Source organism: Massilia sp. TWR1-2-2, from assembly GCF_049897565.1.
Lineage (GTDB): Bacteria > Pseudomonadota > Gammaproteobacteria > Burkholderiales > Burkholderiaceae_D > JAFCUW01.
The window spans coordinates 31,474-46,236 of record NZ_JAFCWM010000033.1 but is presented as its reverse complement, the minus strand read 5'-3'; the positions used below and the strand labels follow the sequence as shown (position 1 = coordinate 46,236).

Below are 14,763 nucleotides of genomic sequence, written 5' to 3'. Positions count from 1 at the left end.
CAAGACCGCCCTGTCGGCCTGCCTCTGCAAGCTTTGCTACGCAATGCCGGCGCTTGGCATGCATTGTCGGGCAATTTCTGTCTAACAGTTCTTGTATGATTCTCTTTGCATGCATGGTTGTCTCTCTTTTGCAGTTTGGTCGCTACAAAAGAAAGCGGTAACACAGTCATGCATGCACCGTTTTTGACAGTTAAGTTAACAGAATCAAATCTTGTTTACAAGAAAAATATGAGGGGAAGGGTCAGGGTCTGACCCCTTCGGCAGGCTGATCCGACGTTGTAGCAATCGGGAAATTCCAATACTATCTAGAACGCCGCGGTGGTCACCGCTTGTTCGTTCTATTGTAAGGATCCGACTGCATGAAGACTGTCCCCTCTTCCCTCGTTCTGGCAGCGTGTATCGCGTCGGCCATGCTGGCGCCAGCCCACGCGGCACCGGTCAAAGCAGCGCCTGACGCAGTGCTGAAACTGCCGTTCCAGAAATTCACGCTGCCGAACGGACTCGAGGTGATTTTCCACATCGACCGGTCCGATCCTGTCGTCGCCGTCAACCTGACCGCGCACGTCGGGTCCGCCCGCGAAAAGGCCGGCCGCACCGGCTTCGCCCACCTGTTCGAACACCTGCTGTTCCTCGAATCGGAGAACCTCGGCAAGGGCGGCCTCGACAAGATGACCGCGCGCATCGGCGGCTCCGGCGCGAACGGCTCGACGTCGCAGGACCGCACCAATTATCTGCAGACCGTCCCGAAGGACGCGCTGGAAAAGATGATCTGGGCCGAAGCCGACAAGCTCGGCTGGTTCATCAACACCGTCACCGATCCGGTGCTGGCGAAAGAAAAACAGGTCGTCAAGAACGAGAAGCGCCAAAGCTACGACAACGCGCCGTATGGCCACACGATGTACGTCATCAACAAGGCTTTGTACCCTCTCGACCATCCATACAACTGGCAAGTCATCGGTTCGCTCGACGACTTGCAGAATGCGAAACTCAACGACGTCACCGAATTCTTCCGCCTCTGGTACGTGCCGAACAATGTAACGCTCGTGCTGGCGGGCGACTTCGATCCGGTGCAGGCGCGCAAGTGGGTCGAGAAGTATTTTTCGGAGATCAAGCGCGGCGAGCCGATCAAGTCGATGGCCAAGCGCCCCGGCATCATCAAGCAAACCGTTAAACTCGCGCACGAAGACAATTTCGCCAAACTGCCGGAACTGACGATGGCCTGGCCGACGGTGGAAGACGTGCACCCGGACTCGCATGCGCTGGAAGTGCTGGCCGAATATTTGTCGGAAACGAAGCGCGCGCCGTTCTACAAGGTGCTGGTCGAAGACAGCAAGCTAAGCTCTAAAGTGCAGATCGCAAACTACACGTCGGAGCTGGCGGGCCAGTTCATGCTGAAAACGCGCGCCTTCGACGGCAAAACCCTCGATGAAGTCGCCGCCGCGGTCGACAAGGCCTTCGCGAAGTTCGAAGCCGAAGGCATCCCGCTAAAAGACCTGAACCGGATCAAGGCAGGACTGGAGACAAAGTTCTACGGCTCCGTCTCCAGCGTTCTGGGCAAATCGGCGCTGCTGGCCGAATACAACTATTTGACCGGCAATCCGGGATACGTCGAGACAAGCGTCAAGAAGACGCTGGCAGTCACCACGGCCGACGTGCGGCGCGTGTACGACACCTATATCAAAGGCAAACCTTTCGTCGCAACCAGCTTCGTCCCGAAAGGCAAACTGGCGCTGGCCCTGAGCGGCTCGGGCAAGGCTGAAGTCGTCGAGGAAAAGGTCGTGCAAGGCGCCGAGGACGCGGTCGACCCGAGCGCGAATGCCGCGTATGCCAAGACGCCGTCGACGTTTGACCGCAGCAAGGAGCCCGGCTACGGCGCCCCGCCTGCCGTCAAGGTGCCGGTCGTGTGGGACACCACGCTGTCGAACGGCATGCGCGTGCACGGCATCGAAAACAGCGACGTGCCGCTGGTTCAGTTCGATATCGCCATCGACGGCGGCCAGTTGCTCGACAAGCTCGACAAGGTCGGCGTCGCCAACCTGACGGCGCGCATGATGACGCAAGGCACCGCCAAGCGCACCCCGCAAGAGCTGGAAGAAGCAATCCAGCAACTGGGCGCGACGACCAACGTCTCGGCCAACACCGAAGACGTGCGCGTCAGCGTCACGACGCTGGCGCGCAACTACCAGGCGACGCTCGCCCTGGTCCAGGAAATCTTGTTGCAGCCGCGTTGGGACGAGAAGGAATTTGCGCTGATCAAACAAAGCGTGCTGAGCCAGATTCGCCAGCAGGAAGCCGATCCAAACATGCTTGCGAGCAGCAACTACAGCGCAATTATCTATGGCAAGAGCAACATCCGCTCGCGCAATATTCTTGGCACCGCCGAGACCGTGAACGCGATCACCATCGACGACGTGAAGCAGTATTACAGCGCCAACCTGTCGCCGTCGGTGGCGCGCATGCATGTCATCGGGGCGTTGCCGAAGGCGGCCATCGCCCGCTCGCTCGCTGACCTCAACCGCGAATGGAAAGCGAAGCCGGTGTCGCTGCCGGCCGCGGCCGCGGTGGCCGAGGCGGTGCCGGCGAAGATCTACTTTGTCGATGTGCCGGACGCGAAGCAATCGGTGCTGCGCGTCGGCTACCGCGCGCTTGCCGTGACCGATGCCGACTATTACCCGGCCACGGTGACGAACTACATCCTCGGCGGCGGCGGCTTCGCCTCGCGCCTCACGCAGCAACTGCGTGAAGGCAAGGGCTACACCTACGGCATCAATTCGAATTTCTCGGGCAGCAACAACGCCGGGCCGTTCACCATCGCCAGCGGCGTTCGCAGCAACGTCACGCTCGAGTCCACCCAGCTGGTGAAACAGATCTTGCAGGACTACGCGCCGGCGTACACGGAAGCGGACCTGGAAACCACCAAAAACTACCTCGTCAAGAGCAACGCGCGCGCCTTCGAGACGTCCGCTGCGAAGCTCGGCATGCTGGAAAATATCAGCAAGTACGGCTGGCGCCCCGATTATGTGAAGGACCGCGAACAGATCGTCAAGGCGATGACCTTGCCGAAGATTCAGTCGTTGTCGCAGAAGTATCTCGATCCGTCGAAGATGGTCTGGCTGGTGGTCGGCGACGCAAAGACGCAGCTGCCGCGCATGAAGGAACTGGGCTTCGGCGAGCCAGTGCTGATCAGCAGGTAATGCGACCCGGGGCGCAGAGGCCGGCTTTTCGCGTCCTCTCGCCCCGCTTTTTTTGATCAGCGGCGCGTGTACAGCATGTCGCCGCCGACAATCAGCATCGTCGTCACGGCGCCTGGCGCTTGATCATCCGATACGCGATCAGCGCCTGCACCATCGTCACCGCCGGGCCGGCGATGTCGGCGAATGCGCGCTGACCGGGTGAGAGCGCGGTCAGGTAGCGCACGCCGTTCAGGCTCGCTGTCATTTCGGCTCCCATCAGCAAGCCTGCAAACCAATGCGCGCCGTCATGGACGGCGTACGTCACGAAGCCGACGAGAATCATGTCGACATAGAACTGCAACGCCACCGTGCGGCGCGACGGCTGGATCAGGGTATCGATGGTCTAGGGCTGCATGGCGGATTCTCTGGTCAACAGGTGGTTGTTGGAAAAGGAATATTAACGAGCAGCCTTGCCAGTGACAGAAGAAACGTCGGATCAAGCGGCGATGCTGCGCGCTACCTCGTCAAGCAAGCGGTCGATCGTCGCGCCGTCTGCCGGCTTGGTCAGGTGATGATCGAAGCCGGCATCCTTCGACAGCGCGCGGTCGCTTTCGTTGCCCCATCCGGTCAAAGCAACCAACACGACACCTTCCATGCCGGCCAGCGAGCGCATTGCCCGCGCGGTTTCGTAGCCATTCATCTCGGGCATGCCGATATCGAGGAATGCGACCTCGGGCATGAACCCGCGCGCCATTTCAATTGCCTGCACGCCTGAGTGCGCGACGCGCGTCGCATGCCCTTGCAGCTCGAACATGGCCGCCAGCGATTGTGCCGCGTCGACGTTGTCGTCCGCGACGAGCACGCGCAAACGGCCGCGCATCGTGCGCTCGATCACCGCGCCCTCGCCCTGCGTGCCGCCATGCTCTTGGGCCAATGGAAGCCGAACCGTGAACGTGCTGCCGGCGCCTTTGCCGACACTCAGCGCCTCAACCTGGCCGCCGTGCAGTTCCACCAGCCGCTTCACCAGCGACAATCCGACGCCCAATCCGCCCTGGGCGCGATTCATGTTGCGCCGCACCTGGTTAAACATCAAGAAGATGCTCGACAGCGATTCAGCCGGGATGCCGACGCCGTTGTCGGCGATCGACACGGCGACATCGGCGCCGACGCGCTGCACCTGCACCTCGATGCGGCCACCCAGCGGCGTGTACTTGGCGGCGTTGTTGAGCAGGTTCGACAACACCTGGGAAATCCGGGTGGGATCGGCGTGCAGCCACAGCGGTTCGTCGGGTTGACGCACCACCAGTTGGTGAGCGCCGTGCTCGATGAACGGCAGGCTGGTCTCGATGGCGGCGGCCAGCACGGTCTTGATATCGACGACCCGCTTCTGCAAATCGATCTTGCCACCGCTGATACGGGCCACGTCCAGCAGATCGTCGATCAGCCGCACCATTTGCGCGACCTGCCGTTCCATCATGCCGCGGATCTTCGTCACCGCGGCAGCATTGTCGCCGCCGAGCTTGAGCACGCTCAGCCCGGTGCTGATCGGCGCAAGCGGATTGCGCAACTCGTGCGCCAGCGTGGCAAGGAACTCGGACTTGCGCTGGTCCGATGCCGACAGATCCGATGCCAGCTTGCGCAGGCGTTCCTCGGCGAGGCGATCCTTGCTGATGTCGACGACGATGGCGACGATGCCTTGAAATTGCCCGCTGGCGCCGCGCACCGCGCTGACGCCGCTGCTGGCCCACATCAGCGAGCCGTCGCTGCGGCGGTACTGTTTTTGCACGACCACGCCGGCGTCGCCGCCGCCAACGGCGGCCAGCGCCGCGGCGGTGGCATCGCGCGAGTCGGAGGCTGTGATGTCGAGCACGTTCATCGTCAGCAGTTCGGCCCGGGCATAGCCGAGCATCGCGCAAAACTTGTCGTTGACGACATTGATCCGGCCCTCGGGGTCGGTCTGCACCACGCCCGTGGCGGCCTGGCTGACGATATTTTCGAATCGCTGGCGGCTGTCCTGCAGTTCCACTTCGGCCAGCTTGCGCGCGGTGATGTCGCCGACCACCCCGACGATCAGCGGCGCGGCGCCGTCGCGCGGCACCTGTGCCTTGCCGAAGAAATCGATCCATCGCAGCTCGCCATCGGGCCGGCGGATACTGCATTGAAACTGGAATGGCACTGCCGTGCTCAGCGTCGCCGCCAACGCCTGGGCGAACGCCGAGACGGCGTCCGGCTGGAGAAATTGGCGCATGAATTGTTGCCCATTGATCGGGGCATCGCCGCGCGTCAAGCCGAAAATCTCGAAAGATCGCTCGTTTTCCCACACCACGACGTCGCCGGCCGGATCCCAGCTCCACAAGCCGAGGCCGGCCGCTTCGGTGGCAAGCCGGCTGCGTTGCTGCGCGTCCATCAGCTCAGCGTGCAAGCGCATCTGCTCGAGAAGGATCTTGTCTTGTTCGAGCACGATCTTGCGCAGTTCCAACTGGGTTTGCACCTGCCGTGCAAGGGTGCGCAGCGCGAACGCCTGGTGCGGATTCAATCCTTGCGGCCGCGGCGCAGTGTCGAGCACGCACAGGGTCCCAAGCGGCAGTCCTTCGGCCGACTTGAGCAATTCGCCGGCGTAAAAGCGCAAGCCGGGGGCGCCCGTCACCAGCGGATTGCAACTGAAACGGGTGTCTTCACGCGTATCGCACACGACCATGCGCGCGCTTTCCAGCAGGACGAACTTGCAGATCGAGTCGTCAAGCGGCAATTCGCGCGTGCCAAGTCCGATTTCCGACTTGAACCATTGGCGGTCGGCGTCGATCAGGTTGACCGCCACGATCGGCGCCTCGAGCAACTGACCGGCGAGGCGAACGATGTCATCAAAAGCACGTTCTGGTTCAGTGTCGAGGATGGCGTAGGAGCGTAGCGCCGTCAGCCGCTCTGCTTCTGTCCACGCTGGGCGGGAGGCCGATTCTGACAAGATGGTTTCGCTTTGAAAAGGAGAATGGATGAGTGTAGCAGGTATTAAAAACATGTTCATTCGGCACGGCCACCTTAACATCAACCCATTTATTCATAATTCATATGGCTGGCATCACAAATCGAAATTTTCTTTATTGAAGTGGAGCACCTATACTGCACTGCAACACGAGAAACCAATTAAGGAAAAATGATGACTACCGCTACCTTCAATCAGCCAGCCGGCTCGCTCCGTCACTATTTAACCGATGTCAGCAACGCAGCGCGCGCCTTCGCCGACGCATTGTTCGCAGCCCAGGGCCGCCAGTTCGTGGCCCAGGAAGTGCGCTCGACCAAGGTATCGGAACGCAGCAAGGTCGAAAGCCGCCGCCAGATCTTCGCACTGGCCAAAGAGCACGAGACGATGTCGCCGAACCTGGCCGCCGAACTGCGCTTTTTCGCTTCCAGGGACTAAGTATGGAATTCGCCGAATACGCCGTAGCCGGACTGTACGGCATCGCCATACTGGCTCGGTTCGTCTGGTTCAACTCGTCCGCGTCGCGGCAGTACTAGTACCAAGTCCACCCGATCGCTCCGGGGGAGCTGCTCCGGCTTCCCCTCCCGACTTGCCGGCCGCGTCCCCCGCGGCGGCAAGTGCTTCCTCGCACTGCTCCCCTTGTTTTCCGTTCGCACCAAGCCGCCCGGCTGAGCTAGAATGCCTGCTTGCAACTCTTATACGCAAGCCGACCCTTCTTTCTACTGCTCCCTCACGATGCGACTGTCCGCCCTTTCCTTCCTGGCCGCCGCTTTGCTGGCGCTGCCCGCCGCCGCTTCCACCCCCATCAGCCTCGACCAGGCGATGGCCCATCCGGACTGGATCGGCGCCCCCGCCGAAACGGCCTGGTGGAGCTGGGATGGCAAGCAGGTGTTCTACAAACAGAAGCGCGCCGGCTCGGCGCTGCGCGACACGTTCGAAGCTGCCGCCGGCGCAGCGCGCCTGGTCGGCGACGCCGAGCTGGCCAACCTCGATGGCGCCACCGTCGTCTACAACCGCGCGCGCACGCGCAGCATCCTGCTGCGCAACGGCGACCTGTTCGAGCGCGACCTCACCACCGGCGCGCTGATGCAGGTCACGCGCGGCGCCAATGCGGTGGCGGCGCCGCAGTATTCGGCCGATGGCGGCAGCATCCAGTTCCGCGTCGGCCACGAGTGGCTGACCTGGAACCGCGTTGACCGCCTGCTCTCGCCACTGGCGATGGCGCGCGCGGCGAAGGACCCCGCCGCGCCGCCGGACGACGACGCCATGCGCAGCGACCAGCTGCGCCTGATCGCCACGCTGCAGCGCCAGAAGGACGAGCGCGACGCCGGCCGCACGCGCGCCGAGCAGGAACGCCGCGCCGACGCCACCCGCGCGCCGGCGCCGATCTACCTCGGCGACAAAGTCGTCATCGACGGCAGCGCGATGTCGCCGAACGGGCGCTACCTGCTGCTGGCAACGGCGCCGAAAGCCGGCGAAAAGGGCCGCATCGGCAAGCTGCCGCGCTACGTCACCGAATCGGGCTACGAAGAATTCGACGACCAGCGCGCGCGCGTCGGGCGCAACATGCCGGCGCCGCACACGCTCAAGCTGGTCGAGATCTCCACCGGCAAGGTGCGCGACGTGTCGTTCGACAGCCTGCCCGGCATCGGCACCGATCCGCTGGCGGCGCTGCGCGCGGCGCGCAAGATCGATCCGCTCAAGGGCAGCCGCGCGGTGCGCGTCGACGATGACGGCGCCGCCATCCAGTGGAGCGACAACGGCGCGCAGGCCGCCGTGATGGTGCGTTCGGTCGACAACAAGGACCGCTGGATCGCCACCGTCGACCTGGTCGCCGGCAAGCTCAAACCAGTACACCGCCAGACCGACGCTGCCTGGATCAACAACGGCAACAATGATTTTGGCTGGATGCTTGACAACAGCACGCTGTGGTACCAGTCCGAGGAAAGCGGCTACGCGCACCTGTACACGATCAGCGCCGACGGCAAATCGCGCGCGCTCACGCACGGCAAATGGGAAGCGACCAATATCGCCTGGTCGTCCGACGGCGCCACCGCGTACATGCTGTGCAACCGCCAGATGCCGGGCGATTACGAAGTGTGCGCGGTGTCGGCGCGCGATGGCGCCATCCGCGAAGTGACGTCGCTGGGCGGCGTCGAGCGCTTTGCGCTGTCGCCGGACCAGGCCAGGCTGCTGGTGCACTACTCGTCGAGCTACGTGCCGACGCAGCTGGCGACGGTGCCGGCGCGCGGCGGCGCCGCCCTGGTGCTGACGGACAGCCGCAGCGCCGCCTTCAAGGCGCGCCAGTGGATCGAGCCGCAGTACGTGGCGGTACCGTCGACCCACGGCGCCGGCACCATCTGGGCCAAGATGTACCGCCCTGCGCAGCTCGAACCTGGCAAGAAATATCCGGTCGTGATGTTCGTGCACGGCGCCGGCTACCTGCAAAACGTCAGCAAGCGCTATCCGGTGTACTTCCGCGAGCAGATGTTCCACAACCTGCTGGTCCAGCGCGGCTACATCGTGCTCGACATGGACTACCGCGCCTCGAAAGGCTACGGGCGCGACTGGCGCACGGCGATCTACCGCCAGATGGGCTACCCGGAGCTGGAGGACTACATCGACGGCGTCAACTGGATGGTGGCCAACCAGCAGGGCGACATCAAGAACGTCGGCGTGTACGGCGGCAGCTACGGCGGCTTCATGACGTTCATGGCGCTGATGCGCGCGCCGGACATGTTCAAGTCGGGCGCCGCGCTGCGACCGGTGACCGACTGGACCACCTACAACCACGACTACACCGCCAACATCCTCAATACGCCCGAACTCGACCCCGAGGCGTACCGCAAGTCGTCGCCGATCGAGTACGCCGACAAGCTGCGCGGCAACCTGCTGATCGCGCACGGCATGATCGACGACAACGTGTTCTACCAGGACTCGGTGCGCATCGCGCAGCGGCTCATCGAGCTGAAAAAGGACAACTGGGAACTGGCCAGCTATCCGCTCGAGAAGCACGGCTTCGTGCAGCCGGAAAGCTGGTACGACCAGTACCGGCGCATCTACCAGCTGTTCGAACGAACGCTGAAGCAGGAGTAAAAAAGGCGCCCGCGGGCGCCTTTTTTGTCGATGTTTTCAACCCGAACATGCCTGCAGGAATATCGCAGCACATCGCCTCTTTCCTGTTCTACAGCAGAGTCCGCGGCACCTGCGCCGATACTGTTAAGGCTGCTTCGCACATGCCGACGATCTGCAGCGTTGACCAGCGGCATGTGCGTTCACCGATGTCTGAACAGGAGAATGCAATGGCACGCTTTGGGGTGGAAGGGATACGATATTTTAATCATGCACGCGCCGCCGGCGTCAGTGCCGCCGGCGACCTGACGTACACGTTCAACCGCGCGAACGGCATCGACGGCAAGCTGCGCTCGGCCGGTCACACGCGCGCGTTCTACTGGGCCAATACGAATGCCTGGGAGACCGACATCCGCGACGCCGACAAGGGCGGCGACGACGTCCACTGGGTCGACGACGTCGACCTGTTCTGGATCGAGACGCACGGCAACCACGAGGCGGACGGCCGCGCGCGCCTGCTGTACGACACGGCGCACAGCAACTGGCGCACGTTCTCGGACCAGTGGCAGCTGGGCGAAAACTGGAACGCCGAATGGGTCATGGCGTATTCGTGCGACACGGTCGACCGCAACCGCGTCACCGGCCTGTGGAACATCTTCGCGCGGCTGCACATCTACTGCGGCGCATGGGGCACGATGTGGGACGGCACCACAACGGACGAATGCGGCGAGGACGTCGGCGACAACCTGATTCACGGCGACACCGTCAGCCATGCCTGGCACAACGGCGTGTCCGACTGGTGGGTCGACAACCACCCGATCACGGTGTGCGTCGGCGATGCCGCGACCTGGAACAACGGCAACATCCGCTGGGACCGCAGCACCCTGAACCGCGATCATCTCTGGGGCCACGGCAACGTCGAACCGGACCTCGCACCTGCCCAGCAGGCCTGCATCTTGTGGTATTGGACGGAGGGTTGAACCATGGACGCACAACTTTTGATACAGGGCCTGATGGCCGACGCCGTCGACATCCCCGCCACCGCCGACATCATCGCGGTGCAGCAGTTTTCGCTCGACGAACTCAAATCGCGCACGCGCCACCTGCTCGCCAGTGTCGCGGCCACGCACGAGGACGACTGCGCCAACGATCGCGGCGACTGGGTGTCGACCGACGCGCAGACAGTGGTGCGCCTGGCGCAGGGCGCCCGCGCGATGCTGTACCACGCGTCCGGCACGATGCAATACGTCTCGGCGCTGGCGCCGCTGCAGTCGCTGTTCAAGGAGGTCGCCGACAAGGAGAAGCTGACGCGCCAGGTCAATGAAGTGGCCCGGAAGCTCAACGTCGCCGAATGGGCGGGCGACCAGGGCAGCATCGCGTTCGAGCGCCTGTGGCAGATGAAGGCGCAAGGTGCCGACCCGGCGGGCAAGGTCTCGGAGCCGGTCCTGAGCCGCATCGTCGGCGCGTATCGCCACTCGGTGGCCGGCATCCCGGTGCTGGGCGCGGCGTCGGTGGCGCTGCGGCTGGCCGGCAGCGGCGCCGTCGACGCGCTGTCGGTGCAGGTGCGGCCAAGCGCCTCCGAGCGGCTCGACACCGCCAGGATCATCGAGCGCGAACTGGCGGCACGCCAGCTGTCGCTGCAGTTAATCAGCCTGCTCGGAACCGGTCGCGATCAGCTGCCGGGCGACGTGATCGAATCGGCCAGCATCCAGTTCGGTTACCTCGACCTGGGCAAGCGCAAGGCGCAGCGGCTGCTGGCGCCTGCGTTCGTCGCGCACGTGGTGCTGCGCCATAAGCTCGAGCGGCAAGCGTACGTGCTGGCGGTGCAGGCAACCGAGAAGACCTACCTGCCGATCTGCTCGCGCGGTGACGACGGACTGGCCACCGGCACGCGAGGACGCTGCTAGCAACGCGCCAATATCGGGGAACGACGGGCTAGACAGACGCAAGTTGCAACGTCGTTCCCGCGCAGGCGGGAACGCCTGCCATCCGAGATATCAGTCAAGGCCAGTGCTTGAACCCTTGCCCTGCACGGCCAAAAAATCGAGCAATGTCAACGCCACCACCTTGGTCGCCTTGCGCAAGTCGTCCAGCGCCAGCTTCTCGTCGGCTTTCTTCGCGTTCGACTCGGGCACCGTGCGCGGTCCGGCGCCGTACAGCACCGCCGGTATCCCGTGCTCGCCGTACAGGCGCGCGTCCGCATACAGCGGCGTGCCTTGCGCGGTGATCTCCTCGCCCATTACCTGCCGGCCGTTCTTCTGCAGGCTCGCCACCAGCTTCTCCGAACCTGGCAGCGGCCGCAACGCGCGCGACAGCAGCAGGCGCCGGATCTCGACGCGGATGGCCGGCACGCCGCGCACCGCATCCTCGATCAGCGCGCGCACCTGCGCTTCCACCGCAACCGGATCCTCTTCGGGAATCATGCGGCGGTCCATCTTCAGCACCACTTTGCCCGGCACGACGTTGGTGTTGGTGCCGCCGTCGATGCGTCCCACCAGCATGGTCGGCGAATCGATGCCCGCCACGTTCGACTTGATCTTCTTCAGCTCCGGCAGCTGGCCGTAGATCGCATTCAGTATGCGCGTGGCTGCCTGCAAGGCATCGACGCCGGTCTCCGGCATCGCGCCGTGGCCGGACTTGCCGTGCACCGTCACTTCCAGCTGCAGGCAGGCGTTGTGGGCGGTGACGATGTTGTAGCTGAAGCCGGCCGCGATGACGAAATCGGGCCGGGTCAGCTTCTGTTCGAGCAGCCAGCCAGGGCCGAGCAGCCCGCCGAATTCTTCGTCATACGTAAAGTGCAGCTCCACCCCGCCCTTCAGCGGGACGCCTGCCGCCTCGAGCGCGCGCACAGCAAAAATGTAGGTCGCAAAATCGCACTTCGACACCGCCGCGGCGCGCCCGTAGATGAAGCCGTCCTCGATGACGCCGCCGTAAGGCGGCTTGGTCCAGCCCTCACCCGGCGGCACCACGTCGCCGTGCGCGTTGAGCGCGATGGTCGGGCCGCCCGCCTGGTAAGGCCGGCGCACGATCAGGTTGGTGATGCTCTCCATGCCGTAATCGTGCACCACCTGCGCCGGCACCGCGTGCTTCTCGGCGCTCCAGCCGAAGCCGGCGACCATCTCGGCCACGGCGTCGGCGTGCGGTGCGTTGTTACCCGGCGGGGTATCGGTAGCAATCGCGATGACCCGCTGCAGGAAGGCGACTTCCTCGTCGAAATGGGCGTCGATCCAGCTGGTGAGCTTTTCTTGGGTTTGCATGTGAGTCCTTATTTGGCGCCGGCTTCGAACCAGGCGCCGACCTGCGCGCGTTCGGCGTCCGTCATGTTGGTCAGGTTGGCGATCGGCATCGCCTTCAGTTGCACCGCCTGCTGGTAGACCCTGGCCGCATTCTGGCGCACCAGGTCAGGCGTGTGCAGCATGATGCCGCCCGGCGCCGCCGCAAAGCCAGGCTGGGTCGGATGGTCCGAGTGGCACGACACGCAGCGCTGCGTGACGATCGCCTGCACTTGGGCGAACGACACCGCCGGCGCGGCCACCGGCGCCTTCGGCACGATCGCCACCGCCAGCGCCAGCAGCACCGCCACGCCGGCAACCGGATAGCGCCACTCGGTACGGCCGCGGTGGCGCAGGTTGAAGAAGTGGCGGATCAACACGCCGGCCGCCATCATCGCCGCCAGCACCGCCCACGCGTGCACGTGACGGTAGGTCATCGCGTAGTGGTTGCTGATCATGATGAACAGCACCGGCAAGGTGAAGTAGTTGTTGTGGACGCTGCGCTGCTTGGCGCGCTGGCCGTGGATCGGATCGGGCTTGCCGCCGGCGGCCATCGCCGCCACCATCTTGCGCTGGCCGGGAATGATCAGCATCAGCACATTGGCCAGCATGATGGTGCCGATCATCGCGCCGACGTGGATGTAGGCGGCGCGTCCGCTCAGGTACTTGGTTAACACCCAGGCGCTGAACACCAGGAAGGCGAACATGACAACGCCGAAAGCGAGGTCGTGCTGGCCAAGTTTCGAGCGGCACAGCAGGTCGTAGACGGTCCAGCCTATCAGCAGGCTGCCGATGCCGATGCCGATCGCCTGCCAGGTCGACAGGTCGGCCACCGCCTTGTCGACCATCATGGCCTGCGCGTTGAAGTAGTAGGCGACGGTGAGCAGCGCGAAGCCGGACAGCCAGGTCGAATATGCCTCCCATTTGAACCAGTGCAGTTCCTTCGGCAGTTCGGCGGGCGCCACCAGGTATTTTTGCGGGTTGTAAAAGCCGCCGCCGTGCACCGCCCACAGTTCGCCCGACACGCCCTTCTGCGCCAGCTCGGATCCCGGCGCCGGCGGGCGGATGGTGTTGTCCAACCAGACGAAGTAGAACGACGCGCCGATCCAGGCGATGCCGGTGATGACGTGCAGCCAGCGCAGCAGCAGGTTGAGCCAGTCGAGCGCGTACGGGATCAGATAGTCGAAAACTTCCATGGGGTTCCTAGGTGCGGGCGCGGCAGGCACAGCGGCGCCAGTGTAGCGAAGATAGCCTGATTCACCGCCGATGACATGAAAAATCAAGTATATTCGACATATTCACTTTCATATACTCAACATGGCCGCCCTCCCCGTCCACCTCGACCTGCACCTGATCCGCATCCTGTACCTGCTGCTGGTCGAAAAGAACGTCTCGCGCGTGGCGCTCAAGCTCAATCAGCCGCAGCCCTCGATCTCGGCGTCGCTGCGCAAGCTGCGCGAGCTGACCGGCGACCCGCTGCTGGTGCGCGGCGCGCGCGGCATGGTGCCGACCCAGCACGGCGAGAGCCTGCTCAAGCCGGCCAAGCGCATCCTCGACGAAACCGAGAGCCTCTTTATCAAAAAGTCGCCCTTCATGCCGCAGGAAGAAGCGCGCACCTTCCGCATCGCCGCGCCGGACTACCTCGACAGCCAGTTCCTGCCCAACGTGGTGGCGGCGCTGCGGCGCGGCTCGCCCAACAGCCGCGTGGTGATCCACAGCCTTGGCGCCGGCATCGACTACACGCGCATGCTGTCCGACGGCGACATGGACCTGGTGATCGCCAACTGGGACGAGCCGCCGGCGCACCTGCACATGTCGAAGCTGTTCGAAGACCCGATTGTGTGCACCATGCGCGCCGACTGCCCGTACGCCAAGCGCACCGCCGGCGACGCCATGACGGTGGCAGACTACCTGGCGCTGCCGCACGTGGCGCCGTCGCAGATGGTGCCGGGGAACCTCGGCGTGATCGACGCCTTCCTCGAGCGCCAGGGCATGCAGCGCAACGTCGCGGTGGAGTCGCCCTACTTCGGCCTGATCCCGTACATGCTGACGCAGACCGACCTCGTACTCACCACCGGCCGCCAGTTCATGCGCTACTACGAGAAGACACTGCCGCTCAAGAGCTTTACCGTGCCGGTCAAGTTCCCGCCGATGCGCTTCTACCAGTTATGGCACGAGCGCGTGCACCAGGCGCCCGAGCACAAATGGCTGCGCGACCAGGTCAGCGCCGCGGCGCGGGCATTGCCGAAGTAAGCTTGTCATCACCCTA

Annotated in this window: 10 protein-coding genes; 6 read left to right on the top strand and 4 right to left on the bottom strand. The window is 63.9% G+C overall.

What is annotated here, in order from left to right:
* Positions 1-359: 359 nt before the first annotated feature.
* On the top strand, positions 360-3,194 hold the full coding sequence (locus ACP7DD_RS22815) for a M16 family metallopeptidase (protein ID WP_426177181.1): 2,835 nt from the start codon (positions 360-362) through the stop codon (positions 3,192-3,194).
* Between the two features lie 103 nt (positions 3,195-3,297).
* On the opposite strand, the gene ACP7DD_RS22810 is transcribed toward ACP7DD_RS22815, so the two are convergent.
* Both ACP7DD_RS22810 and ACP7DD_RS22805 read right to left on the bottom strand, forming a co-directional pair.
* Positions 3,298-3,540, bottom strand: coding sequence for a hypothetical protein (locus ACP7DD_RS22810; protein ID WP_426177179.1), 243 nt, complete (start codon positions 3,538-3,540; stop codon positions 3,298-3,300).
* Between the two features lie 129 nt (positions 3,541-3,669).
* Entirely contained in the window at positions 3,670-6,135 is a 2,466-nt protein-coding gene (locus ACP7DD_RS22805; RefSeq protein WP_426177177.1) for a PAS domain S-box protein, read from the bottom strand.
* A 192-nt stretch (positions 6,136-6,327) separates the two neighbouring features.
* On the opposite strand from ACP7DD_RS22805, the gene ACP7DD_RS22800 reads away from it, so the two are divergent.
* The 4 genes from ACP7DD_RS22800 to ACP7DD_RS22785 all read left to right on the top strand — a co-directional run bounded on the left by ACP7DD_RS22800 (position 6,328) and on the right by ACP7DD_RS22785 (position 11,129).
* Complete coding sequence (locus tag ACP7DD_RS22800) at positions 6,328-6,588, top strand: hypothetical protein (RefSeq protein WP_426177176.1); 261 nt, start codon at positions 6,328-6,330, stop codon at positions 6,586-6,588.
* A gap of 297 nt (positions 6,589-6,885) precedes the next feature.
* On the top strand, positions 6,886-9,246 hold the full coding sequence (locus tag ACP7DD_RS22795) for a prolyl oligopeptidase family serine peptidase (protein WP_426177174.1): 2,361 nt from the start codon (positions 6,886-6,888) through the stop codon (positions 9,244-9,246).
* Between the two features lie 206 nt (positions 9,247-9,452).
* On the top strand, positions 9,453-10,202 hold the full coding sequence (locus ACP7DD_RS22790; RefSeq protein ID WP_426177172.1) for a DUF6345 domain-containing protein: 750 nt from the start codon (positions 9,453-9,455) through the stop codon (positions 10,200-10,202).
* Between the two features lie 3 nt (positions 10,203-10,205).
* Positions 10,206-11,129, top strand: coding sequence for a hypothetical protein (locus tag ACP7DD_RS22785; RefSeq protein ID WP_426177170.1), 924 nt, complete (start codon positions 10,206-10,208; stop codon positions 11,127-11,129).
* A gap of 90 nt (positions 11,130-11,219) precedes the next feature.
* Here the strand turns inward: ACP7DD_RS22785 and ACP7DD_RS22780 are convergent, their stop codons facing one another.
* A complete protein-coding gene (locus ACP7DD_RS22780; protein ID WP_426177168.1) occupies positions 11,220-12,479 on the bottom strand; it encodes a M20/M25/M40 family metallo-hydrolase in 1,260 nt (419 codons plus the stop codon).
* Between the two features lie 8 nt (positions 12,480-12,487).
* Positions 12,488-13,690, bottom strand: coding sequence for a urate hydroxylase PuuD (locus ACP7DD_RS22775; RefSeq protein WP_426177166.1), 1,203 nt, complete (start codon positions 13,688-13,690; stop codon positions 12,488-12,490).
* A gap of 121 nt (positions 13,691-13,811) precedes the next feature.
* Between ACP7DD_RS22775 and ACP7DD_RS22770 the strand changes: the two genes are divergently transcribed.
* A complete protein-coding gene (locus ACP7DD_RS22770; protein WP_426177164.1) occupies positions 13,812-14,747 on the top strand; it encodes a LysR substrate-binding domain-containing protein in 936 nt (311 codons plus the stop codon).
* Positions 14,748-14,763 lie beyond the last annotated feature (16 nt).